The organism is Mesorhizobium sp. RCAM 06353 (assembly GCF_059683585.1).
In genome coordinates this window covers 3,196,507-3,219,511 of record NZ_CM185031.1, presented here as the reverse complement: position 1 = coordinate 3,219,511, position 23,005 = coordinate 3,196,507, and the positions used below count along the sequence as shown (strand labels likewise).

Below are 23,005 nucleotides of genomic sequence, written 5' to 3'. Positions count from 1 at the left end.
ACCGATAAAATGCCCCCGGGGCTCCGTTGGCAAATGGAGTATTCTACGCAATAAGTTAACTGACTGTTAACCAAGGAGTCCTGGTGTGCAAACCGTGTTCGATGGCCAAAGCCTGATTACCGCAGAGATGATCGCCGGCAGTCTGCGTAAAGGTACGCTCGAGCATCATGGTGAAGCGTTCGAGACCGCCCGCGCCGAGTTGGCCCTCATCCTCCACGCGACACAGCAGCAGATCGAGCAGCAGAAATTTCCCGCCGAGATCGTTCGCCGGCTGCTGTCGCTGCTCAGCGCGCTGCGGGCCAAGGTGCATCCCGACGTCTGGCAGGCCCTGATACCGGTGGCGCAGAACCACCCGATCCTGGCGTACTTTCTCGAGGATCCGCTGACGCACTGGTCCTTCACCAAGCCCAGAGGCTATTCCGGCGACGCGCAGCTGCTCGACTTCATCTATTGCGACCCGCACGTGGCCGAGAGCGTGGCGAGCGCCTCGGAGATCGGCAAGGCGCTTTACAGCCATACCCAGAACGTTCCGTCATGCGTCGCGGCCCGCGAACGGCGCGATCTCCTGACCCGCTATGTCGACGAGACCGCGGCCAAAAACGGACCCGAAACCGAGGTGCTGGCGATCGCGGCCGGCCATTTGCGCGAAGCCAACCGCTCCGTCGCGCTGGCCGAGGGCGGCCTCAAGCGCTGGGTCGCGCTCGACCAGGATCCGCAGAGCGTCGGGCTGATCGCGCGCGACTTCCAGGGCACCGCGGTGGAGGCCATCGACGGCTCGGTGCGGACCGTGCTGACCAGAGGCCACAAACTCGGCAAGTTCGACCTCATCTACGCCTCCGGCCTCTACGACTACCTCCAGCACAACGTCGCCGTGAAACTGACCAAGACCTGCCTGCAGATGCTGAAGCCGAACGGCACATTCCTGTTCGCCAACTACGCCGAAGGCACCCCCGACGCCGGCTACCGGGAAACGTTCATGGACTGGGTGCTGCTGCTGCGCTCGGAAGTCGACATGTGGAACATCGTCAACGCCAGCGTCGACCGCAACGCCGTCGAGGCAAAGGTGTATTTCGGCGAGAACCGCAACGTGCTGTATGCGGTGATTGAGAAGCGGGGGTAGGCACCAACGCCAACATCCGGCGAGCGCCCTGCGTCAAGTGTTGCAGCGGATCGCAGTGGGCGGACAATGATTGGATAGCCGGTTCAGGAACCGGCCATCCCCCTGATGTCCCTTGCCAGCACCAGCCTGGCATCGTCGGCGACATAGCCGACATAGCGATAGTCGCGGATGAAGCTGATCCGCCCTTCCAGCCATTCCAGCCACATGAAATGAATTGGCTTCGCGGCCGCCCGGTGTTCGAACACCGCGATCACCTCGCGGCCCTCGACCAGGCCGGTTTGGTCTCGGCTGGACACTTCGCAGGCGCCTAGAGCGATGGCGCGCGCCCGAGTGGCCTTTGAAAGGTCGTAGTGAGGGCGGCCTGGCTTGTCCTGAAACCATCGGCGGACCCCGAGGGCTTCGGCCATGGCGTGAAGCTCGGCGACTGAATCGGCCGCCATATGGCATATCACCATCCGGCCGAGGCGCCAGCGCGGCCGGCCGACGTAGACCGTCACGCGAAGGCCTTCGGTTCGGCGTGCGCCACAGTAATCGTCCACTATCTAGCCGCTTTGACGGAGCGTTTGCGTTGCCGCAGCCTCCGCAAAATGAAAGAGTTGATGGCAGAGCGGACATCGAACCTTCCGCCATCGACTTTCTGCGCTACGATTTGGTGCCCGACATGGAGAACTTTAATTTCCTTGCGTCTGGAAGCCACGAAAACATTGATGGCTTCTTCCGGCCTCGTTTCGATCGGTTGTTGCCGTTCCCAAGCGTAATCGTCCCAGATGATGGTCCCGCCATTCTTGAGTAGAGGCCACGCCAGAAGGGAATCGACGTGAACCGCGTCCCGCTCGTGGGCACCATCGATATAGATCAGGTCGTAAGATCTTTTTTGGTCCTGCAGGTCGATCAATGCCTTGCTGGAAATCGACTTCAGCTTTGTGACGCGCCCGGCATACGAGGCCGTGTTGGCATCGAAGCGCTGTTCTACTTGGGTAAATCCGCCGGCCGAAGTTACGTATTCGTTCTGCCCTCCAACGAACGGATCGATGCACGTAATCCGCGACAGATGGCAGTACTCAAGAAAAAAGATCGCGGAACGTCCTTCCCAAGATCCGATTTCCAAGATGTTGAGAGGTCGATCCCGCATACTTGCAAGGCAAGCGCTCCAGACACGGAAATTATTAGACGTCCAATCGGAGGAGAATTCTTTCCCTTCGTACCACCTAGCAAAATCGACCACTGCTAACTCCTCTATTCGCGGCGATCTAGCGCGGCTCCCGGTCGCCAGTTATATTGACGCCGCTTCAGCGTCAATGTTGGATCTGAACCGACGTCCCTGCCGCTGGCAAAGTGCGCCGCCCCGGCAATTCGTCGGTACCCAGGCCCCAGCTTTCCGTCCGCCGATCATCATCAGAAAGGAACAACCATGGCTTTTTCCCGTGAAAAAGAATCGCTTGCCCGCGTGGGCGGTGTCAAAGCCCTCGACCACGACCTGGCGGCGGCGCTTGGCCTGCTTGGAACTTAATTTACCAAGTTTCTGTCGCTTTATGCGCGATCACTAATCAATCAACCGGCCGTAAACCAACACTCCGTCATATGTCGTATCAGTCGAGGGGTGGGTCATGGTCATCAATAGGTTCTGGCGGTCGGAAGCCGGCAATTTCGCCTTGTTGTTTGCGTTGGCGGCGCCTGCAATCCTGGCGGCCGTCGGTTTCGCGGTGGACGTATCCACCGTCATGCGAGCAAAGGTCAACCTGCAGAACTCTCTGGACGCTGCGACACTATCCTCGTCGCACCTGTCAGACGGCGAAGCGAACCGCAGGCTTGCATTTGACGGCTATTTTCAAGCAAACGTCGCAAATCACCCTGAACTCTCCAACGCGAAAGTGACCTTGTCCGTCGACAAGGGCTTCAACTACGTCAAGACCAGGGCTGTCGCTTCCGCGGACGTGAACCTCAATTTCGCTTTCCTGTTCGGCGACAACCAGCACATCGAAGTGGATGCCGGTGGCGTGGAGGCGACGAACAACCTCGAAGTCGTGCTCGTGCTGGACAACACCGGCTCAATGGCCGGTGCCAAGATCCAGGCCCTCAGGGACGCCACCAAAGCACTTCTCGATAATCTGGATGGAGCAAAGTCCCCCGATCGCAAGGTGACCGCGGCGATTGTGCCGTTCGTCACCGCCGTTAACGTGAATGGCGATGAATTTGACCCTTCCTGGATAGACATGGAAGGCAAATCGCCCAACAACGGCGTGAATTTTCCTCTGCTGCCCGATGGCAAGCGTGTAAATCACATGGACCTGTTCAAGGACCTGGCACAGGGGACCGGTTGGAAAGGCACGGGATGGAAGGGCTGCGTCGAGGCACGCCCGGGAAGCGCTGCTATTTCCGACATAGCGCCGGACCAGGCTGACGGTAACACCCTGTTCGTGCCCTATTTCGCTCCAGACGACCCCGGCGACGCGGCGGGCCCATCCGCGAGCTACGGCAACGACGCCAAGGTCTATAACAACTCATATCTTTCCGATGACGTTGAGGACGGCGCGGACACCAAGGGAAAAGATAAAAAGATCGCCAAATACAAGAACCCCAAGGCAAAAAAAATCAACGACAAATATGCGCCCCTGACAGTCGGCCCAAACCGAGCCTGCCCGACTCCGGTGGTGCCATTGACCACCGATTTGGACAAGTTGCGGACGGCCGCCGCCCAGATGCAGGAGTGGAACGGATCTGGCACCAATGTCTCCGAAGGTCTCTCTTGGGGCATGCGGGTGCTTTCACCGGACGCGCCCTACACCGACGGCGCGCCCTGGAAGACTCCCAATACCAGCAAGATCGTCGTTCTGCTTACCGATGGCGAGAATGTTGTTTATGGAGCCAGCACCGAACCGGAAAAGTCGGATTACACGTCCTATGGCTACCTCGCATCCGGCCGGTTCGGGACGAGCAACCAGACGGACGCCGCGCGCGCCGTAGATCGATGGACGCTTGATGTTTGCGATAAATTAAAGGCGCAGCAGGTTCAAATCTACACCATCACGCTGCAATCCGACACGGCCGCGAACCGGACACTCTACGGCAAATGCGCGACGAATCCGACCGACTACTACGCCGTCAACGATCCCAGCAAATTGCCGAACGTGTTCCAGACAATCGCTGGAAAGTTCACGACACTCCAACTGGTTAACTAGGCTGGGATCAGAACCCTGAAAAAAGCAGGAAATTGAGCGGTCATTCGCCCCGCCTGTGGCGATGCCGTTGGCCGACGCCGCCATCTCGTCGTCGCGCACGGCAATCAGCGCCAGCCCGTAGCCAGCCTGTAGTGAGCGCATCAAGGCGCGGATGCCACCCGGATGGATTGCCGCTCGAAATCCCGGGCGCTGCGCACTGACGCTCCCATCGGTATCGCGCAGCCGCAGATCTATGCTAAGCCGCCGCCCAATCAACCAACATGAGGACGACAGCTGTGAGCGAACTGACCGTGGCCGAGGCGACCGAAAGTATCTATGCCTCGCTCCGAGCGGACAATGCCGACATCGACGCCCATATCGCGGCACTTAAGGCAGCGCTGGCACGAGAGGGAATAAAACAGGCGGTGTTCGATCCGACCAAGTTGGCGCAGAGCAACCGCTCGGGCCGCAAGTTGATGCAGGCTTATTTTCGCCAGCGCGGCGTGAGCGTGAGTTTTTCGGAATAGGACAAGCCCGCGCGGGCGATCTAAAGCGCGCCGTTTGGAATGAGCAGTGGCGAGGATCAAAGCCGATGGAACCCGTTGATTTGAGCCCTGCGCAGAGCCGCCTCACGCCGCCCGCGCCCTGCCGCCAAAACTGCGCATCAGCCCCTTCGGCAAGAACAGCATCGCCAGGATGATCGTCAGCCCCGAAATGACAGGGTGGTAATCCGGCACCACAATGCGTGCCAGATCGAACACCGCGTACATCACGAACGCCCCCAGGATCGGGCCGAGCAGCGTGCCGGTGCCGCCGACCACGGTCATCATCAGCGGCAGCAGCATCCAGTCGAGGTCGAACACCGAGTCCGGGCCGACATGGAAGATGTAGTAGGTGTAGAGGCTGCCGGCGATGCCGGCGATGAAGGCGCTGCCGGCGAAGGCTGCGACCTTGACCTTGAGCACATCGATGCCGTTGGCCGACGCCGCCATCTCGTCGTCGCGCACCGCAATCAGCGCCAGCCCGTAGCGCGAGCGCATCAACAGGTGGATGGCAAGTGCCGTGCCGACCATCAGGCCGAGCCCGACCAGATAGTGCGGCAACAGCGTGTCGAAAGTGCCGGCGGGCGCGACGACGCCGAAGGCGCCGCCGGTGAAGTCGCCGCCATTGATGAACATCACCTTGACGATCTCGCCAAAGCCGAGCGTGCCCAGCGCGAAATAGTCGCCGCGCAGTTTTGACAGCAGCGGCAGGCCGATAATGATGGCGGCAATGGCCGCCACCAGCCCGCCCAGCACCATCGTCACCGGATCGAAATAGTAGATGCGCGGATAGGCGTCATAGAGCGAGCCCCAGAGATAGTTGCCGCTCCACAGGATCGCGGTGGTGTAGGCGCCGAGGCCGAAGAAAGCGTGATTGCCGAGGCTAATCTGGCCACCGAAACCGGCAACCAGGTTCCAGCCCTGCGCCATTATCGCGTAGATGAAAACGAAGAACAGGAACGAGAAGGCATAGCCATCGATCGCGCCGGGCAGCAGCGGCAGCAGTGCGAGCGCCGCGATGACGGCGACGGCTATCCATGTCCAGGCTTGTTTCGGCCAGGCCCGTTCCAAAAATTCTAGCTTCACCATGGTGCTCAAGCCTTCTTGTAGGGCCGGCTGAACAGGCCTTCCGGCTTGAACATCAGCACCGCCAGGAACACGCCGTAAGCGATGGCGTTGGTCCAGCCGCCGCTGATGAAATACTGCACATAAGCCTCGATCAGGCCGAGGATGATGCCCCCGGCCAGCGCGCCGGCGACATTGCCGATGCCGCCCAGCGCCAGCGCCACCAGCGCCTTCAGGCTGAAGATGAAGCCGGCGAACGGGTTGAACGGGAAGGTGGTCGCCACCGCGACGCCGGCGGCACCGGCCAGCGCAATGCCGATGGCGAAGGCAATCGCATTGACGCGGTGCGGGCTGATGCCCATCAGCGTCGCCGCTTCCATGTCTTCCGATGCGGCGCGCACCGCCTTGCCGACAATCGTCTTACGCAGGAACAGCACCACCAGCCCTGTGCCGGCGAGCGCGATCAAAAAGCCCATCGAGCGCGTGAACGAGGTGCGCACGCCCAATATCTCGATGCCGCTCGCCGTGTAGGAGGTGACGATGGCCGCCGTGTTGCCGCCCCACACCACGGTCATCAGATTCTGGACCAGGAACATCAGGCCGACCGCAATCAGCAGCGAGATGTTGCGGTCTTCCGCTGCCGCCGCGCGGCGAAACAGGCCCTGATAGATCAGCCAGCCAACGACCAGGCCGACCGGAATGACGATCAGCAGCGACAGGAACGGGTCGATGCCCAGCCCATAGAACAGCGCCCGTACGAAATAGGCGGCGAGGATGATCATCGCGCCCTGCGCCAGGAAGATCAGCCGCATCGTGCCGAAGATGAGGCTCAGACCCACGGCGGCGACGCCATACATGGCGCCGCCCAGCGCGCCATTGAGCGACAGCTGCAGCAGGATTTCGGGAGGCGGAATGGCCTGCATCATTGCACCTCCAACACGCCCATATAGGCCTTCTGGATTTCAGGATCGGCGATGAGCTCGGCGCCCGTGCCTTGCATGGCTAGTTCGCCGGTCTTCAGCACGAAGCCGTAGTCGGCCACTTTCAGCGCCTGGTGGATGTTCTGCTCGACCAGCAGGATGGTGACGCCTTGCTTGTGCAGCGTCTCGATCAGCGCGAACATCTGCTGCACCACGATCGGGCTCAGGCCCAGCGACGGCTCGTCGAGGATGAGCAGCGACGGGTCCGACATGGTGGCGCGCGCGATCGCCAGCATCTGCTGCTCGCCGCCTGAGAGCGAGCCGGCCTTCTGCCCTGCCCGCTCCTGCAGCCGCGGAAACAGCGTGTAGGCTTTCTCCAGCGACTGCTTGAAGCGCTTGCGCACCTTGGGCTGGAAAGCGCCGAGTTCGAGGTTTTCCAGCACCGTCATTTGCCGGAACAGGCCGCGCCCTTCCGGCACATGCGCAATGCCCATGCCGGCGATCTCCTCCGGTGCCTTGCCGGCCAGCGGCACGCCCGAGAGGAAGATTTCGCCGCGCTTCGGCTTCAGCAGGCCGGAGATCGTCTTCAAAAGCGTCGTCTTGCCGGCGCCATTGGCGCCGACAATGGCGACGATGCTGCCGGGGTCGACATGGATCGACACGCCCCACAGCGCGCCGACATCGCCATAGGCGACTTCGAGATTGGTGACTTCAAGCAGCCGGTTCGCCAAGATAGGCCTCGATCACTTTGCGGTTGGCGACGATTTCGCGCGGGCTGCCGTCGGCGATCTTCTCGCCATGGTCGAGCACGATCACCCGGCTGCAGACTTTCATGATGGCGTCGACCTTGTGCTCGACCCACAGGATCGACACGCCCCGCTCGCTCCGCACCCGGCGGATGACATCGACCATGCGCTGGATCTCGGTCGGGTTCAGCCCCGCCATCGGCTCGTCGAGCAAAAGCAGCGCCGGGCTGGAGGCGACGGCCCGGGCGATCTCCAGGAGGCGGCGGTCGGATAGCGTCATATGCGCGGTACGGACATCGCGCTTGGCGGTCAGCCCGACCAGTTTCAGCGCTTCCTCGGCGGCCCCAGTCGCATGCTTGACCCGCCCGCCCGAGCCATAGACAGCGCCGACCATGATGTTCTCGAACGCGGTCATGGTGAGAAACGTACGCACCAATTGGAAGGTGCGGGCAATGCCCAGCCGGCAGATGCGATGCGGTGCCGTGCCGGTGATGTCCTGGCCCCGGAAGTGGATGCGCCCTTGCGTCGGCGTGTAGAGCGCGGTGATGAGGTTGAACAGCGTCGACTTGCCGGCGCCATTCGGACCAATCAGCCCGATCAGCTCATTGGCGCCGACGGCGATGTCGATGTTGTTGAGCACGACCAGCCCGCCGAACCGCTTCTGGACCGCCTCGAGGCGAAGCAGGGTTTCGTCAGGCTGCATCGTGTTTCCGTTTCTCCGGTGGACGTTGTCTTGTGCGGCAATTCATCGGGGTCAGCGCTGCGGGCGTTCGATGGCTGCTTCACCAAACGAACGCCCCTCGCCATCCGTCAGCGCTTGTCCCAGGCAGGAGCCGGCTTGTAGGTCCAGTTGCCGTCCGGGAAGATCAGCTGATGCTTGCCTTGCCACCATTGCGTGGCGACGCTGGGGATGAGGGCAAAGCCGGTCTGGTCGAATTTGAGATCGCCGACCACCGTGTCCTTGAACTCCTGGTTGAAGATCGCGTCGTGGATCGCACCGGCATCGGTGCTGCCCGCCTTCTCGATCGCCTGCGCCAGCACCTGCGCATTGGCGTAGAATGCGCCGACGGTCACCGAGTCCTTCTTGAACTCGGCCTCATAGCGGTCGCCGAGCTCCTTGGCGCCTTTATAGGGATAGCTCGCCGACCAGAAACCGTCGGTCAGGATATAGTCGGAATCCGCCCCGAGCGCTTCGTGGAACTCACCCGTCCAGGTGCCCTTCCAGCCATGCAGATAGGGCACGGAAAAGCCGAGTTCCTTCATCTGCCGCAGCAGCGTCACCGTATCGGCCGGCGAGCCGAACACCAGCATGGCGTCGACATTGGCGGCTTTGAGCTTGGTGATCAGCGCCGAATAGTCGGTGGCGCCGATTGCCCAGGGATCGTCGACGGCGAAGGTGTAGCCATACTTCTTTGCCGCCGCCTCGAAGGCGCCGCCAAAACCCTTGCCGTCGGGCGAATCCTCGGAGACCAGCGCCGGGTTCTTCGGCTTCTCATTGGCCGGCAGCTTGTCCCAGATCTCGAACGGCACTTCGGCGCCCGGCCCCGGATGGAAGAAGAACAGAGCCGAATATTTCAGCTTTAACGGCTGCCATTCGAACGGGAAGGCCGTCGTGATCATATAGAACTTCTTGTACTTCTCGGCGACGATGGCGCCGGCAATGTTCATCGGTCCCGAATGGGTCGACAGCAGTGCATCGACCTTCTGCACCTTGATCAGGTTTTCCAGCGCCGACGCCACCTTGCCTTCGGAGCTTTCGTCGTCGGCGACGACGAGGCGCACCGGGAGCTTCTTGCCGGCCGACTTGACCATGATGCCGCCGGCCTTGTTGATGTCGGCCACCGCCTGCTCATAGGCCCATTTCTGCTCCTTGCCGTCGCCGGCCAGCGGCCCGGTCAAGGAGATCGGCGCACCGATGACGATCTCGGTGTCGCCGGCATTCGCCATGCCGGTGCCGGCCGCGAACGCGGCCGACAGGACCAGGCCCGCCAGAATTGCCTTCAGACTATTTCCCATTTCATCCTCCCAGGTTTTTGGATCGGACGGACACCGTCGGCGTCCGCAGGCATGCCTCAGACCGTCGCTGCCGCGACCAGCCTGGTGTCGGTGAACTGCTCGAAACTGAGCGCCTTGCCGTCCTCCATTTCCCAGACATGGACGACGCGCGCCGACATCGGCTTGCCGGTCTTTTTGTAGGTGCCCGAATAGGTGCCGATGCCGACAATGGTGGTGCCGCCATCGACCAGTTTTTCGAGCTTCAGGGCATAGCCGTCCCACTCCTCGCCGATGCGCTTGAAGACGCCTTCGATGATGGCGTCCGGGCCGACATAGGTGCCGGCATAGGGAAAGCCGGCCATCTCGGTCCAGGCGGTGCGGCTGGTGACCGGCGCCATCATCGCCGAGAGATCCTTGGTGTCGGAGCCGACGTAATGCGCCTTGATCGCTTCGTAGTTCTTGCCCATAGCGTTCTCCCGCGCGGTCAGACCGGCGCCTTGCCTTCGTCGTAGACGGTTCTGGATTTCTTCTCGATGTAAGCGCCGGCCGGCTTGTTCTCGATCTTGCCCTGGCTGGTCACGCCGAGGAATTTCCCCGTCGAGCGCATGACGTCCCAATTGTAGAAGAACAGCGAAGCGACCGGGATGATGAACTCGCGGAAGCCGAACACATACTGGTTCTCGGCGAACTTCCAGGTCGTCGCCAGGTCGACGTCGCCATGGCCGCGCTGGATGCCGACGAGGTTCTGCCAGGCGTAGCGCTCGGAAGAGAGATAGATGTGCTCGTAAACGTGGTTGGGGCTGTATGTGTAGTGCGCGGTGAGCCCGATCAGGTCCCGGGTCGGCGCCGGCGCAATGCCGGTCGGCGCGACCGAGGGATCGCCGAGCACGCCGGCCGACCAGGTCTGCGCCACGCGCGGCTCGCCGGGCGCTTCACTGGCATCGCGCACGCGTTCGCGCACCGACAGCACACGCCGCGTGCTGGTGTTCATGATGAAGGCCTCGTCCTCATCAGGCTGGGCCGAGAAAATCATGTTGATGAAGTACACGTTGGAAGCGACTTCGAGCGCCTCGTACCAGTCGGCACCCGCCTCGCTGCCTTCGCTCCACGCCACCGTGTCGAGCGATGTGAAGGCGAGGTCGATGGTGCGGCCGGTGTCGAGCGTGACCTTGAAGGTCTGGCCGCGCAGCGCATCCGTCGTCGCCAGCCGGTTGGTGGCGATGCCGGCGGCGAAATCGTCAAAATGCTTCCAGTCCGCCGGTCTGTTCTGGTCGTTCATCGCACTCTCCACATCAATCGACAAAGCCCCCAATCAATCCACAAAAGCGAGCGTGGGCAGGTCGACGACGGTGGCGCCGCCATCGACCGTCAGGATCGACCCGTTCATCATCGCCGCCTCGCTGGAGGCAACGAAGCAGATGACATTGGAGACCTCTTCCGGCGTCGCCGGGCGGCCGAGCGGCACATCCTTCGTCACCAGCCGGTAGGCCTCCTCGATCGAGCCAAGCCCGTGCTTTTCGACGATTACCTCCATCTGCTCGTCGGCCATGTCGGTCGACACCCAGCCCGGGCAGATGATGTTGGTGCGCACGCCCTTGCGGCCATAGTCGCGCGCCAGCGATTTGCCGAAGCCGATGCAGGCATGTTTCATGGTGACGTAGCCGGCAGCATTCGGCCCGGCGAACAGGCCGGCGATCGAGGCGACAACGACGATGTTGCCCTTTTGCGCAATCAGGTCGGGCAGGCATTCGCGGGCGCAGACGAAGGCGGTGTCGAGATTGCTGCGCGTCGCCAGGCTCCAGGTCTCATCGCTCATCGAAATGGTCGGGCCGACGCCATGGCCGCCGGCATTGGCGACGAGGATGTCGACCGGTCCGATCTTGTCATGCACTTCGGCCAGCGCCGCACGCACGGCCTGGGGATCAGCGGCATCGCCCTGCACCACCAGCCCGCCAATGTCTTTGGTCACGGCTTCCAGCGGTTCGCGCCGCCGGCCCATCAGCACCACCCTGGCGCCGTCGGCGGCCATGCGCCTGGCAACCGCCGCACCGATGCCGGTGCCGCCGCCGGTGATGAAAGCCGTCTTTCCAAGAAATCGCATGGATCCATCCCGATTGGTGAGTGCGCCGGCTATGCGCCGATCTTCGCTGGGGATAGTGCGGCATCGGCCATTTCGCGTCTTGTCCGAGCGGGAACTTTGTTTTGACTGAGCGCGCACTTCGCGCCTGTCTGGTGAAATGCCGCGCAACCTCTCGGTAGCGCGGCGTCCGCTCGCTAAATACCAGCGGCCTATTTCTTCACCGCTTCGAGATCGATGACGATGTCGACATCCGGGCCGAGGCCGAAACCAGCAGCGGCCTTGGCCATCGGGAAGTCCGCGGTGCTGACCTTCCCCGTGGCGGTGAACGCCGCTTTGGTCAGCGTCGCATCCCAGGGCGCCGGCGCCTCGTTGACCAGCGTCACGTCGAGCGTGATCTCCTTGGACACGCCGCTGATGGTGAGGTTGCCGGTGACCTTGCCTGTCTTGTCGCTGACCTTCTCGACCTTGGTGCTCTCGAAGGAGATCGCCGGGAATTCGGCGGCGTTGAAGAAGTCGGGGCCTTTCAGATCGTTGTCGCGCTGGTCATAGGCGGTGTGCACCGAGCCGACATCGAGCTCGGCCTTGACGCTGCTCTTCGACGGATCGGCCTTGTCCATCACGATGGCGCCCTTCACGGCATCGAACTGGCCATGCGCGGTGCCATAGATGCCGTGCTTGATGGTGAAGGTGACCCAGGCGTGCTGGCCATCGATCTCGTAGTTGCCGGCATAGGCGGCCGAGGCGAAGGCGCACATCGAGGCAAAGGCAAAGGCGGCCGTCAGTTTTCTCATCGTCACGTAACTCTCCCCATTGTTGGTTGTCATTCCCTGGCTCAGGAAAAGCCAAGCGCGGCTCCGTGCGGCGCAAACAGGAGCGCCGTCAGGATGGCCAATATCGCCGGTGTGGCGATCAGCAGGCCGGCAACCAGCGGCCGCAACGGCCGGGCACCGGGAACAAGACCCCGCAGCGGACCGGGCACCAAAGCGGCGACGGCGAGCGGCAGAGGCGAAAGCATGAGCGCCACCGGGTTCGCCTTCGGCGCCAGCAGCGCGACCTGGATCAGCACCGTGGCGGCGGCGTAGATGAGGATCAGCTCGGCGCCCTTGCTCCAGGCAGTGGCCGACCCGCTACGCAGCACCGCGATATACTGGACGAGGCACCAGCCGCCGGCGAGCGCTGCTAGCGATCCCAGCAATTGCCCGGTGACGATCGAGGCGCCAAGCACCGAGATGATGGCGCCGGCCAGGCATGAAGCGAGCATGGCTGCCGGCACCAGGAACGGCTCCTCTGCCGGAGGCGATGGCGAGGCCTTCAGGGACAGCGCATCGCGGCGCCGACGATCGCCAACAGGCCGGCGATGAGTGCGGCGATCATCTGCAGGTCGAGTGTACCGCCGGCGATACGGCGCCAGCCGAGCCACAACAGCGCGGCCGCAAGCGCGCCGGCGACAAGCCTGCCCGCGACGGCAGCGCTGAGCAACCGTTCGGGCAACAGGCCCGCGACAATCCCGGCGAAGGCGAGATAGATCAGCTTCTGGCTGGCGGCGACAGGCGGCACGACCGGCGGGCCAAGCGTGTCCCAGTAGAAGGACAGCAGCAGCACGGCCGCCACCAGCGAAAGCACGGGCGAGGACGGCGGCAGGGCGAACCGCGCCAGCAGCGCCATCACCATGCCGAGCACAAGCGGCAGCGCCGCCGTGGTGACCATCGGATTGCCCAGCAATGCGCTCAATGGCCGACACCTCTTCGACGTCAGGGAGGCTCGCGCAAAACGCGCGGCTCGATGCGATCCTGATCTTGGCCAGCCGATCGCGAGGCGTCTTGTCCGAGCGGGAACTTTGTTTTGACTGAGCGCGCACTCGTGCTGCCTTTGGCTTGAAGCCGGTCGATGCGCTCCATAACCCTCCCTGCACTGTGTTCATCAACATCGAGGAGGATGGCGTGAACGAGAGAATTGTGCCGCCGATCAGCACTGCCGCCGACGCCTTCCTGGCGCGTTCGCACCGGCCCTTCATCAATGGCCGCTTCGTCGATGGTCTTGCCGGTGAAGGCCTCGCCGTCGACGATTCCGCCTCCGGCGAGATCGTCGCCCATGTCCCCGAAAGCGGCCCCGAATTGGTCGACCAGGCGGTGCGCGCCGCGCGTGCCGCTCTCGAAGGCCCCTGGGCCTCGATGCGGCCGGTTGACCGCCAGAACCTGATGCTGAAACTCGCCGACGCCGTCGAGGCCGACGCCGACCTGCTCGCCGAGATCGAGAGCATCGAGAACGGCAAATCGCTCGGCGTCGCCCGCATGCTGAGCGCCGGCGGCACCGTCGACTGGCTGCGCTACTATGCCGGCTGGGCCACCAAGATCGAGGGCTCGACCTTCCAGGTCTCCATCCCCGTGCCGACGGGCGCCAAGCACCAGGCGATGACGGTGATGGAGCCGGTCGGCGTCGTCGGCGCCATCGTGCCGTGGAATTTTCCGCTGCTGATCGGCATGTGGAAGATCGCGCCGGCGCTGGCCTGCGGCTGCACCGTGGTTTTGAAGCCGCCGCAGGAAACGCCGCTCGGCCTGCTCAGGCTCGCCGAGCTGATCGAGGCCGTTGGCTTCCCGCCGGGCGTCGTCAACATCGTCACCGGCAGCGGGTCAGTCACCGGCGAAGCGCTGATCCGCCACCCCGGCATCGACAAATTGACCTTCACCGGCTCGACCGAGGTCGGCAAGCGCGTCGGCCATGCGGCGGTCGACCGTGTCGCCCGCTTCACGCTGGAGCTTGGCTCGAAATCGCCGATGATCCTGCTCGCCGACATGGAGGAAGGCATCGAGCCGCTGATTGCCGGGCTTGGCATGTTCTTCAACCAGGGCCAGGTCTGCACCTCGACCTCGCGGCTGCTGATCGAGAAGTCGATCTATGACCGCACACTTTCGCGGCTGGCCGAGATCGCCGACGGCATGACGCTGGGCGCCGGCCGCGACGCCGAAGCGCAGATCAACCCGCTGGTCTCGGCCAAGCACCGCAGAAGCGTCGAAGGTTTCGTCGAGCGCAGTCTGGCGGCCGGCGGCGAACGGCTCAGCGGCGCCCGGCCGGTGCCGGCCAGAGGCCACTATGTGGCGCCGACCATCCTGCACAATGTCCGCCCCGACATGGAGATCGTGCGCGAGGAGGTGTTCGGCCCGGTGGTGGCGGCAATGCCGGTCGCCGATCTCGACGAGGCGATCCGCATCGCCAACGACACGCGCTATGGTCTGTCCGCCTCGATCTGGACGCGAGATATGGGCAAGGCGATGACCGCCATCCACGGCCTCAAGGCCGGCACGGTGTGGGTCAATTCGCACAACACGCTCGACCCCGCGGCACCGTTCGGGGGCTTCAAGCAATCCGGCATCGGTCGCGAACATGGCCGCGCCGCGATCGACGGCTATCTCGAGACCAAGACCGTCATCATGCGCTATGCCTGACACGATGAGCGCTGAGTACGACTATATCATCGCCGGCGCCGGTTCCGCCGGCTGCACACTGGCCAACCGGCTGATCAATGCCGGCAAGCGCGTGCTGGTGGTCGAGGCCGGCCCGGCCGACAACACCAGGCTGATCGACATGCCCGCCACCTTCGCCAAGGTGATCGGCACGGCGCGCAGCTGGATCTACGAATCCGAGCCTGAGCCGAGCGTCGGCGGCCGCCGGCTGCCGGTGCCGCAAGGCCGCACGCTGGGCGGCGGCTCCTCGATCAACGCCATGCTCTATGTCAGGGGCCAGCCACAGGATTATGATGGCTGGCGCGACCTTGGCTGCCCCGGCTGGGGCTGGGACGAGGTGCTGCCGGTGTTCCGGCGGCTGGAGCGAAATGAGCGCCTGGCCGGCGAACGCCACGGCACCGAGGGACCGCTGCCGGTCTCCGATCCCCGCCATCGCCACCCGCTGTCATTGGCCTATGTGCAAGCCGCGCAGCAGGCCGGCTACCGCTACAATGACGACTTCAACGGCGCCGCGCAGGAAGGCGTCGGCTTCTACCAGACGACCACGGCGAATGGGGAAAGACAGTCGGCGGCAAAGGTGTTCCTGCGGCCGCTAGCCGGCAATGCCAACCTCACCGTGATCACCGATGCGCTGGTCACCGGCGTGACCCTGGAAAACGGTGCGGCGAGCGGCCTCGCCTACACCACCTCGGACGGCCAAAGCCATGCGGCGACGGCAAAGGCCGAAGTGATCCTCACCGCTGGCGCGCTGGCGACCCCAAAACTGATGATGCTGTCGGGCCTAGGGCCAGCCGAGCACCTGACTGAACTCGGCATTCCCGTCATCCGCGACATGCCATCAGTCGGCCGCGACCTGCAGGACCATGTCGCCGCCCCCGTCTATGCGCTGACGCGGCAGCCGATCTCGCTGCTGGGGCAAGATCGCGGCCTCAAGGCACTGCGCCACGGCCTGCAATATCTGATGTTCCGCAACGGCCTGCTCACCTCCAACGTCGTCGAGAGCGGCGGTTTCTTCGACACCGATGGCGACGGAAGGCCCGATATCCAGTTCCACGTCCTGCCGGTGATGATCGCAAGCGCCGAGCACGGCTCGATCGAGCGCCACGGCATGGAGCTCAACCCTTGTGTGCTCCGGCCGAAATCGCGCGGCACGGTCGGCCTGCGCTCACGCGACGCGGCCGACCCGATCCGCTTCACCACCGGCTTCCTGTCCGACCCGGACGATCTGGCTCTGCTGCTCGCCGGCATGAAGATCGCCCGCAATATCCTGCGTCAGCCGGCGCTGCGGGCCGTGGTGTCCGAGGAACTGTCGCCCGGCGAGGCCGCCGACCTTTCAGACCAGGCGATTACTGACCACATCCTCGAGCACGCCAAGACCGTCTATCACCCGTGCGGCACCTGCCGGATGGGCAGCGACGACGATGCGGTGGTCGATCCTCAACTGCGCGTGCGCGGCGTCCCGCGCCTGCGCATCTGCGACGCCTCGATCATGCCGCGCCTGATCAGCGGCAACACCAACGCCCCGGTGATCATGATCGCCGACCGCTGCGCCGATTTTATTTTGGGCGGGTAAAGTGGCTGTTCAATCCTTGGCGGTCGCCGCCTGCGCCAGAACGCCGAGCAACTGGCTCGTATTGTCGATCGAGAACAGCGCACCCGCTGGCGCCCCTATGGCCGCCAGCCTGCTGTCCCTGGTGCCTGTCATAGTGCTATGCCTGCTCGCGCAGCGCTTCATCGTCGATGCGCCGCGCGAAAAAGCAGGGACCATGAGCACAGTCATCGTTGTCGGCCATGTCAATTACGACCAGGTCTGGTCGCTGTCCTCGCCCCTCGCCTCGGGCGCACGCATTGTCTATTCCAACCGCACCGTCAGGCTCGGCGGCGGCGGCTTCCACACCGGCACCCAGCTGGCCAGGCTCGGCAACCATGTCCGGCTGATCAGCAATCTGATGGACGACGACCATGGCCGGGCAGCGCTCGCCATATTGCAGGCGAGCGGCATCGATACCGGCTACGTCACCATCTGGGCCGGCGAAACCCGGTTCACCGAAATCCTGCTCGAGCCGAATGGCGAGCGCACCATTTTGAACCCCGGCGGCCAGATGCGCCCGCCCTTCACCGCACCGGAGCCTGTCAGCGGCGACGCCGCCTATCTCAACGCCCTGGTGCTCGATGCCGGCCTCATCGCCTCGCTGCGAACGATCCCGCTTGTCATTTCGCAATTTCCGTTGCGCAGCGCCTCGCCGCGCCCGGCCGACATCGTCATCGGATCGCGCGCCGACTTTCCCGGCGAGGACACGCGAGCGATCTGGGAGCGGGCAAAGGGGATCGCCGGGCCTCGCCTGAAGACACTGGTGCTGACCGATGGAACGCGCCCGATCTCCCTCTATGACGGCAAGGTGCTGAACCAGGTCAAGCCGTTGAAACAGGTTTCCGTGCCCGACACGATCGGCGCCGGCGACTGCTTTTCCGGGATTTTCCTGCACGGCCTGCTGCAGGGGCTGAGCCTCGAGCTTTCCGCCGAACAGGCCAGCCAGCAGACCGCCGAATGGCTGTCGGAACGATCCCGTACCGGCTGAGCCAAGCGCTGCGGGAGGGTCTGCTTTCATGAAAATGTCATAAAAATCAAATGGAAACCGGCATTCGAGTGAACTAGAAAACATCGCAATGTCTTGGGCAGATCATGATCGAGGCGGCGGCAAGCCGGCGCATCATAGTCATGACCCAGTCTTCCATCCCCCGACGATGTCGCCGGCCATGTCGATCGCGAAATCCATCTTGAAACCGCATTTTCCTTCGAAAGAATCCACATGTGGCTGAGTGAATTCGAAATTGTCCTGCGCGACCGCGTCATCCCGAACGGCGCGATCAGAATCGAGAACGGCCGCATCGCCGAAATCCGCGACAAGCCTGTCGAGCACGCCGATATCGAAGGCGGCGGCCGTCTGCTGCTGCCCGGCTTCATCGACATGCATGGCGACATGGTGGAGAGGGAGGTCGAGCCGCGCATCGGCGTGCACGTGCCGATGCCGATCGGCATTGCCGAACTCGACAAGAAGCTCGCCTCCTGCGGCGTCACCACCGCCTATGCCGCGCTTTCCTTCATCGGCGCCAGCGTCACCAGCGGCGTGCTGCGCTCGGAAGATCATACGACTGCGATCATCGACACCATTGCCGGCATGAAAGACGCCCTTTTGGTCGACCACCGCATCCATGCCCGCTTCGAAGTGACCTTCACGCCGGCGATTCCCAAGCTGCAGAAGCTGATGGATGCCGGCAGGCTGCATTTGATCTCGCTGATGGATCACACGCCCGGCCAGGGACAGTATCGCGACGTCGAACTCTACATCGCCCGCATCGCCAAGGAGCGCGGCATGTCGGTCGCGGACGCATCCGAGGTCGTCGGCAAGCGCATGGCCGGCCGTAACGGCCAGGGTGATGTGTTGAACGCTCTGCAGGATCTGTCGGCGCGTGCGCAAGCCGCCGGCATCGTGCTTGCCTCGCATGACGACGACACGCTGGAAAAGGTCGAACTGGTCCACGGCCTGGGTGCCGCGCTCTCAGAATTCCCGGTGACCCTGGAAGCGGCGCAGGAAGCCCGCAGGCTCGGCATGCACACCGCCATGGGCGCGCCCAACGCGCTGCGCGGCGAATCCTATTCCGGCAATCTTTCCGCCCGCCAGGCCTACGAGGCCGGGCTGCTCGACATGCTGGCAAGCGACTACCACCCGGCCTCGATCCTGCCGGCCGTGCTTGGCCTGGCGGAACTGCGGGGCGATGGCCTGGTGGCGGCGGCGGCGCTCACAAGCGCCAACCCGGCCCACGCCCTGGGGCTCACCGATCGCGGCGCCATCGAGACCGGGCTCCTGGCTGATCTTGTGGTGGCGGACCGCCAACCGGTGCCACGTGTGCGTGCCACCTTCCGCGCCGGTCGCATGATCTACGGCGATGGTACGCTGAGCCTGGCAGGGAAAGTAGAACGCCTTGCCCCGGCCGTGGCTGAACGGCTACCGGCTGCCTGCCGCGAAAGCGCGTAGCGCTTTCCCTGGAGAATTGCGTCAAAACAAGGAGATAGAACTTGAGCAATTCCAGGAAAAGTTTGTAACGGTTTTCCCACTGCGGTTGCGTCAAAAAAGAATTGGATCAGTTTGCCGTTTCCGTGAAACGGTGAGCTGCTCTAAACGTCGAGCGCGACCATCATGCCGCGCACTTCGGCCATTTCCAGCAGCAGGTCCTGCAGGGTTTCGACGGCCAGCGTCGCACCGGTTATGGCCAGCAACTCGGTAATACTCTCTCTCATGGAAATGACCGCCATTCCGGTTTTCTCGGAAAGCAGCCGTCCGATGGCCGCTTGGATCAGAGCATTCTGGTCAGACATGATTCCCCCTTCATGCTGCATGACGATCTAAGTTTTCTCCAACGGTATGCTTTTTGCGCAACTTCTGCGAGCCATAGCTTACGCTTGCAAGCCGTTTTGGTGCGTCGGATCTGTATTATTTGTCTGACAGTTGCTCAGCGATGACAGCGGCGGCAGCGCCCACGGCTTGCCGCTCGCTTCCATGGCTGCAAACCGAGCCAGCGCCACTTGGTGCCGGTAGAGCCCGATGAATGTCCTGCCTCCGCCCATTGCGGGTAATTCCGTGTCGAAAATGGAATACGTGCCCGGCGGCTCGTTCAGGATCTCAAAGCGGTCCACTGCAAACCTCGTGTTCCCCCCTGAGAACCCCGTAACGCCAACGGCCCGCCGAAAGTTGCAACGGATGGTGCTTTTTTTGTGGCCATGGAACGGATGTGCCACTGGCACCGGCCGACATGCCGGTGATGTCGTGCGGCGGAGCGGTGAAAATCACTTCGCACCATTTTAAATCTTGACGCGTGTCAAATTTTTCTGAAACATGCGCAAACGCCGGCAAGGCATCAGCCGGCGCTCTGGGAGGAGCAATGCCTGACACGAAGGAGCGCCCGCACCGGGGCCGCGAGCCGCATATCCAGCGGCTGGCAGCAACGTGTCGGCGGTTCGTGACACCAAGCGATGGGGTCGCTTGCGTGCTGTCGGCCATTTCGTTCGCCGAACACCGAAACTGATGCAACGGCACATCAAACAATAAGGAGGAGGAAAACCATGAGCGTATTTAATGGCTTAAAGCTCGGCACAGGCCTGCTTGGCGCGGGCCTGCTGGCAACCATCGTCTCGGCCCATGCCGAGGACGCGGCGAAGATCGCGGCCATCGTCAAGGGCCTCGACAACCCCTTCTTCCAGACCATGCAGAAAGGCATCGAGGAACAGGGCAAGGCAAACGGCGTCAATGTCAGCGTCCAGGCCGCCGCCAATATGGGCGACGCCACCGGCCAGGCCGACCGCCTGACCGCCATGGCCATGCAGGACTTCGATTGCTATCTGGTCAATCCGATCAGCGTCTCCAATCTCGTCCAGGCACTGGTGCCGGTCGCCCAGAAGAAGAAGCCGATCGTCAACATCGACTCGACCATCGACGCCGAACAGGCCAAGGCCGCGGGCTTTGCCGTCTCCACCTATATCGGCACCGACAATGTCGCCGCCGGCGCGCTGGCCGGCGAGGAAATGCTGAAGCTGGTGCCGAAGGGCGGCAAGGTCGCGCTGATCGCCGGCATCGTCGGCGATGTCGGCTCCAATGCCCGCATCAAGGGCTTCAAACAGGCCGTCGAAGGCAAGCTCGAAGTGGTGGTGATGGTCAGCGCCGACTGGGATCGTGAGAAGGCATTGACCGCCGCCACCGACATCCTCGCCGCCCATCCCGATCTCGCCGGCTTCTTCGCCGCCAACGACATCATGGCGCTCGGCGTCGAACGCGCCGTGCAGACCTCTGGCAAGGACGTCAAGGTGATCGGCCTCGACGGCATTGTCGACGCGCTGAAGTCGATCGCGGCAGGCGAACTCACGGCCACCGTGGCGCAATATCCCTATGTCGTCGGCGCCATGGGCGTCGAAGCCTGTGCGTTGGCCGCCAAGGGCAAGGAACTGCCCGCCAACGTGCCCGCACCTGTGCTCCTGATCAACAAAGCCAATGCCGATGCCTCGCTGACGAATTTTCCGCGTCCCGGCGGCGACTATCCCGATCCCTTCCGCGAGATGTTGAAGTGAGCAATTCCACAGACAACGCGCCCGTCGCCCATTCGGCGGGCGCGGCGGAGGAGAGCCGCCCCTCCCTGTCGGCTCTCCTCCTGGATCCTTCCTTCTGGGCCGACTGGGCATCCGTCGTCGGCCTGGTCGGTCTCGTCATCGTCTTCGGCATCGCCCAGCCGGTCTTCCTCAGCATCGCCAATCTGCAAGCGCTGCTGCTGGCGGCGGCGATCCTGGTCGTGCTGTCGATCGGCCAGACCTTCGTCGTGGCGACCTCAGGCATCGACCTGTCGCTGGCCGCGGCCGTCATGCTTGGCGCCATCGTGCTTGGCCTCGTCAATGCGGCGGGCTACGGCATCTTCATCGCCTGCGTGCTCGCGGTACTCGCCACCAGCGCCATCGGCTTCCTCAATGGCCTCATCATCACCGTCGGCAAAATTCCCGATTTCGTGGTGACGCTCGGCACGCTGTCGGCCATCACCGGGCTTGGTCTCATCATGTCGGGCGGCGAACCGACCATGGTCGGCTCGACCTTCCTGCTGAAGCTCGCTTCGGGCGCGTTCGGGCCGTTCGGCTATCCGGTCTGGGTGGCGATTGCTGCCGTCATCGCAGCGCATATCGCGCTCTACCACACGCGCTTCGGCGTGCATCTGCTGGCGACCGGCGGCCAGGTCGAAAGCGCCGGCGCGCTCGGCATCCGCACCAACCGCGTGAAGATCGCCGCCTACACCATTTCGGGGTTCTGCGCCGGCCTTGCGGCCATCCTTCTGGTCGCCCGCATCGGTTCGGCCGAGCCGCAGATCAACACCAGCCTGCTCCTGAATTCGGTGGCGGCGGTGGTGCTGGGCGGCGTCAGCCTGTTCGGCGGCCGCGCCAGCATATTGGGTCCGGCCATCGGCGCGCTGATGCTGACAGCGCTGGTCAACGGCCTGACCTTGCTCAACGTCTCGGCCTTCTACCAACCGCTTGCCGTGGGCGCCATCGTGGTGCTGGCAGCATTGATCATGCGGTACCAGAAATGAGCGCCGTCAGCCCCTCCCCTGCCTCCGACCCGATCATCGCCTGCGACGGCCTGAGCAAGCATTTCGGGGGCGTGCGCGCCTTCACCGATGTCGCCTTCCAGGCGCGTCGCGGCGAAGTCACCGCCGTCATCGGCGACAATGGCGCCGGCAAATCGACGCTAATCCGCTGCCTGGTCGGCGTGCATGTGCCGGATGCCGGTTCGATCGTCTTCGATGGCCGCGAGCACCCCTTCTCCAACCCGGACGGAGCGCGCAAGGCCGGCATCGAGACTGTGCACCAGAACCTGGCGCTGATCGATGAGCTGACGGTGGCGCAGAACCTGTTTCTCAACCGCGAGCTCGTGCGCCGCATCGGCCCCTTCGCGTTCCTCGACCGCAAGGCGATGAAACGCGAGGCGCGCGCCATGCTGTCGCGCCTGTCGATCAACGTGCCGTCGATCAACCAGCGTGTGCGCCGCCTGTCGGGCGGCCAGCGGCAGGCAATCTCGATCTGCCGCGCCGTTGGCTCCGGCGCCAAGCTGGTGGTGATGGACGAACCGACCGCGGCACTTGGCGTGCAGGAGACCGCCAATGTCGAGGCGCTGATCCGGCGCCTGCGGGAACAGTCGGTGAGCGTCATCCTGGTCAGCCACAATTTCGATCAGGTGCGGCGCCTGTCCGACCAGATCTGGGTGATGCGGGCGGGAAAGATGGCAGCGACCGTGCGCGCATCGGAGACATCAGGCAACGAGCTCGTCGCGCTGGTCACCGGCGCAGCGTGACCGCCCAATCGTGAAATCAACCGTTGGCCGCCTGG

Annotated in this window: 25 protein-coding genes and 2 pseudogenes; 10 read left to right on the top strand and 17 right to left on the bottom strand. The window is 63.5% G+C overall.

Annotated features, from left to right (window positions below):
• The first annotated feature begins 85 nt into the window (after window positions 1–85).
• Window positions 86–1,120, top strand: coding sequence for a class I SAM-dependent methyltransferase (locus tag AC56QX_RS15340; protein ID WP_497117082.1), 1,035 nt, complete (start codon window positions 86–88; stop codon window positions 1,118–1,120).
• 83 nt (window positions 1,121–1,203) lie between these two features.
• Here the strand turns inward: AC56QX_RS15340 and AC56QX_RS15335 are convergent.
• The 3 genes and pseudogenes from AC56QX_RS15335 to AC56QX_RS15325 all read right to left on the bottom strand — a co-directional run.
• A pseudogene (locus tag AC56QX_RS15335) lies at window positions 1,204–1,389 on the bottom strand (RNA polymerase sigma factor); the annotation flags it as partial.
• A gap of 66 nt (window positions 1,390–1,455) precedes the next feature.
• Window positions 1,456–1,560: pseudogene (locus tag AC56QX_RS15330) on the bottom strand (DUF4031 domain-containing protein); the annotation flags it as partial.
• 98 nt (window positions 1,561–1,658) lie between these two features.
• Entirely contained in the window at window positions 1,659–2,345 is a 687-nt protein-coding gene (locus AC56QX_RS15325; RefSeq protein WP_497117081.1) for a class I SAM-dependent methyltransferase, read from the bottom strand.
• A gap of 382 nt (window positions 2,346–2,727) precedes the next feature.
• Between AC56QX_RS15325 and AC56QX_RS15320 the strand changes: the two genes are divergently transcribed.
• A complete protein-coding gene (locus AC56QX_RS15320) occupies window positions 2,728–4,299 on the top strand; it encodes a pilus assembly protein TadG-related protein (protein WP_497117079.1) in 1,572 nt (523 codons plus the stop codon).
• A 260-nt stretch (window positions 4,300–4,559) separates the two neighbouring features.
• The gene (locus AC56QX_RS15315) at window positions 4,560–4,805 is read left to right on the top strand and encodes a hypothetical protein (protein ID WP_497117078.1); all 246 of its coding nucleotides are present in this window, start codon (window positions 4,560–4,562) and stop codon (window positions 4,803–4,805) included.
• 102 nt (window positions 4,806–4,907) lie between these two features.
• Here the strand turns inward: AC56QX_RS15315 and AC56QX_RS15310 are convergent, their stop codons facing one another.
• The 11 genes from AC56QX_RS15310 to AC56QX_RS15260 all read right to left on the bottom strand — a co-directional run bounded on the left by AC56QX_RS15310 (window position 4,908) and on the right by AC56QX_RS15260 (window position 13,357).
• The gene (locus tag AC56QX_RS15310) at window positions 4,908–5,909 is read right to left on the bottom strand and encodes a branched-chain amino acid ABC transporter permease (protein WP_497117077.1); all 1,002 of its coding nucleotides are present in this window, start codon (window positions 5,907–5,909) and stop codon (window positions 4,908–4,910) included.
• Between the two features lie 5 nt (window positions 5,910–5,914).
• Window positions 5,915–6,811 (bottom strand): branched-chain amino acid ABC transporter permease, encoded by an 897-nt coding sequence (locus AC56QX_RS15305; protein ID WP_497117076.1) that lies wholly within the window; start codon window positions 6,809–6,811, stop codon window positions 5,915–5,917.
• Window positions 6,808–7,536: an ABC transporter ATP-binding protein gene (locus tag AC56QX_RS15300; RefSeq protein ID WP_497117074.1), complete on the bottom strand. Its 729-nt coding sequence runs from the start codon at window positions 7,534–7,536 to the stop codon at window positions 6,808–6,810. The genes AC56QX_RS15305 and AC56QX_RS15300 overlap by 4 nt, the downstream gene beginning before the upstream one ends.
• The gene (locus AC56QX_RS15295; protein ID WP_497117072.1) at window positions 7,517–8,254 is read right to left on the bottom strand and encodes an ABC transporter ATP-binding protein; all 738 of its coding nucleotides are present in this window, start codon (window positions 8,252–8,254) and stop codon (window positions 7,517–7,519) included. The genes AC56QX_RS15300 and AC56QX_RS15295 overlap by 20 nt, the downstream gene beginning before the upstream one ends.
• A 107-nt stretch (window positions 8,255–8,361) precedes the next feature.
• Window positions 8,362–9,567: an amino acid ABC transporter substrate-binding protein gene (locus tag AC56QX_RS15290; RefSeq protein ID WP_497117071.1), complete on the bottom strand. Its 1,206-nt coding sequence runs from the start codon at window positions 9,565–9,567 to the stop codon at window positions 8,362–8,364.
• A gap of 56 nt (window positions 9,568–9,623) precedes the next feature.
• A complete protein-coding gene (locus AC56QX_RS15285; protein ID WP_497117069.1) occupies window positions 9,624–10,013 on the bottom strand; it encodes a nuclear transport factor 2 family protein in 390 nt (129 codons plus the stop codon).
• 17 nt (window positions 10,014–10,030) lie between these two features.
• Window positions 10,031–10,825, bottom strand: coding sequence for a MoaF C-terminal domain-containing protein (locus AC56QX_RS15280; protein ID WP_497117067.1), 795 nt, complete (start codon window positions 10,823–10,825; stop codon window positions 10,031–10,033).
• A 33-nt stretch (window positions 10,826–10,858) separates the two neighbouring features.
• Window positions 10,859–11,647, bottom strand: a complete 789-nt coding sequence (locus tag AC56QX_RS15275; protein WP_497117065.1) for an SDR family NAD(P)-dependent oxidoreductase — start codon at window positions 11,645–11,647, stop codon at window positions 10,859–10,861.
• A 188-nt stretch (window positions 11,648–11,835) separates the two neighbouring features.
• Complete coding sequence (locus AC56QX_RS15270; RefSeq protein WP_497117767.1) at window positions 11,836–12,417, bottom strand: YceI family protein; 582 nt, start codon at window positions 12,415–12,417, stop codon at window positions 11,836–11,838.
• Window positions 12,418–12,458: 41 nt separating this feature from the next.
• On the bottom strand, window positions 12,459–12,899 hold the full coding sequence (locus tag AC56QX_RS15265) for a hypothetical protein (RefSeq protein ID WP_497117063.1): 441 nt from the start codon (window positions 12,897–12,899) through the stop codon (window positions 12,459–12,461).
• 38 nt (window positions 12,900–12,937) lie between these two features.
• Window positions 12,938–13,357 (bottom strand): hypothetical protein, encoded by a 420-nt coding sequence (locus AC56QX_RS15260; protein WP_497117061.1) that lies wholly within the window; start codon window positions 13,355–13,357, stop codon window positions 12,938–12,940.
• Between the two features lie 209 nt (window positions 13,358–13,566).
• Here AC56QX_RS15260 and AC56QX_RS15255 point away from each other — a divergent pair, with 209 nt between their 5' ends.
• Together AC56QX_RS15255 and AC56QX_RS15250 are read left to right on the top strand one after the other, a co-directional pair.
• Window positions 13,567–15,069 carry an aldehyde dehydrogenase family protein gene (locus AC56QX_RS15255; RefSeq protein ID WP_497117059.1) on the top strand — a complete coding sequence of 501 codons (1,503 nt, stop codon included), beginning with the start codon at window positions 13,567–13,569 and terminating at the stop codon, window positions 15,067–15,069.
• A 4-nt stretch (window positions 15,070–15,073) separates the two neighbouring features.
• Complete coding sequence (locus AC56QX_RS15250) at window positions 15,074–16,660, top strand: GMC family oxidoreductase (protein ID WP_497117057.1); 1,587 nt, start codon at window positions 15,074–15,076, stop codon at window positions 16,658–16,660.
• 9 nt (window positions 16,661–16,669) lie between these two features.
• On the opposite strand, the gene AC56QX_RS15245 is transcribed toward AC56QX_RS15250, so the two are convergent.
• The gene (locus AC56QX_RS15245; RefSeq protein WP_497117055.1) at window positions 16,670–16,792 is read right to left on the bottom strand and encodes a hypothetical protein; all 123 of its coding nucleotides are present in this window, start codon (window positions 16,790–16,792) and stop codon (window positions 16,670–16,672) included.
• A gap of 61 nt (window positions 16,793–16,853) precedes the next feature.
• Here AC56QX_RS15245 and AC56QX_RS15240 point away from each other — a divergent pair, with 61 nt between their 5' ends.
• Complete coding sequence (locus AC56QX_RS15240; RefSeq protein WP_497117053.1) at window positions 16,854–17,666, top strand: PfkB family carbohydrate kinase; 813 nt, start codon at window positions 16,854–16,856, stop codon at window positions 17,664–17,666.
• Window positions 17,667–17,897: 231 nt separating this feature from the next.
• Window positions 17,898–19,124, top strand: coding sequence for an alpha-D-ribose 1-methylphosphonate 5-triphosphate diphosphatase (locus tag AC56QX_RS15235; RefSeq protein ID WP_497117052.1), 1,227 nt, complete (start codon window positions 17,898–17,900; stop codon window positions 19,122–19,124).
• Between the two features lie 140 nt (window positions 19,125–19,264).
• Here the strand turns inward: AC56QX_RS15235 and AC56QX_RS15230 are convergent, their stop codons facing one another.
• Window positions 19,265–19,465 (bottom strand): hypothetical protein, encoded by a 201-nt coding sequence (locus AC56QX_RS15230; RefSeq protein WP_497117050.1) that lies wholly within the window; start codon window positions 19,463–19,465, stop codon window positions 19,265–19,267.
• Window positions 19,466–19,543: 78 nt separating this feature from the next.
• Window positions 19,544–19,783 (bottom strand): hypothetical protein, encoded by a 240-nt coding sequence (locus tag AC56QX_RS15225; RefSeq protein WP_497117048.1) that lies wholly within the window; start codon window positions 19,781–19,783, stop codon window positions 19,544–19,546.
• 426 nt (window positions 19,784–20,209) lie between these two features.
• Here AC56QX_RS15225 and AC56QX_RS15220 point away from each other — a divergent pair, with 426 nt between their 5' ends.
• Genes AC56QX_RS15220 through AC56QX_RS15210 form a run of 3 tightly spaced genes read left to right on the top strand, consistent with a single transcriptional unit; the run spans window position 20,210 to window position 22,970 of the window.
• A complete protein-coding gene (locus tag AC56QX_RS15220; RefSeq protein WP_497117046.1) occupies window positions 20,210–21,208 on the top strand; it encodes a sugar ABC transporter substrate-binding protein in 999 nt (332 codons plus the stop codon).
• A complete protein-coding gene (locus tag AC56QX_RS15215) occupies window positions 21,205–22,209 on the top strand; it encodes an ABC transporter permease (protein WP_497117044.1) in 1,005 nt (334 codons plus the stop codon). The genes AC56QX_RS15220 and AC56QX_RS15215 overlap by 4 nt, the downstream gene beginning before the upstream one ends.
• Window positions 22,206–22,970 (top strand): ATP-binding cassette domain-containing protein, encoded by a 765-nt coding sequence (locus AC56QX_RS15210; protein WP_497117043.1) that lies wholly within the window; start codon window positions 22,206–22,208, stop codon window positions 22,968–22,970. The genes AC56QX_RS15215 and AC56QX_RS15210 overlap by 4 nt, the downstream gene beginning before the upstream one ends.
• The last annotated feature ends 35 nt before the right edge of the window (window positions 22,971–23,005 follow it).